We start from the raw sequence: 247 nt of genomic DNA, 5'->3' as shown, positions 1-247 counted from the left end.
TGGGCGGAGATAGACAACAACATCGCGGAGAACGCACTGCGGGGCGTAGCCCTGGGCCGGAAAAACTGGCTGTTCGCCGGTTCAGACGCAGGCGGGGAGCGGGCCGCCGTGCTGTACTCGCTGATCGTCACCTGCCGGCTTAACGGCGTTGACCCCGAGACGTGGTTGCGTTACGTCATCGGTCATATACAGGACTGGCCGGTGAACCGGGTCCGCGATCTGCTGCCATGGAAGGTCGAGCTTCCCT

General features: G+C 63.6%; 1 protein-coding gene. It reads left to right on the top strand.

Going from position 1 to position 247, the window contains the following annotated elements; translation table 11 throughout:
* A partial coding sequence (locus tag F7Q90_RS26420; RefSeq protein WP_151161244.1) for a transposase domain-containing protein occupies positions 1 to 247 on the top strand: 247 nt, incomplete at both ends.

Origin of the sequence: Pantoea stewartii subsp. stewartii, assembly GCF_008801695.1 — a bacterium.
Lineage (GTDB): Bacteria > Pseudomonadota > Gammaproteobacteria > Enterobacterales > Enterobacteriaceae > Pantoea > Pantoea stewartii.
Note: the sequence above shows the minus strand (reverse complement) of the source record. Positions and strands in the feature narration are given on the sequence as shown.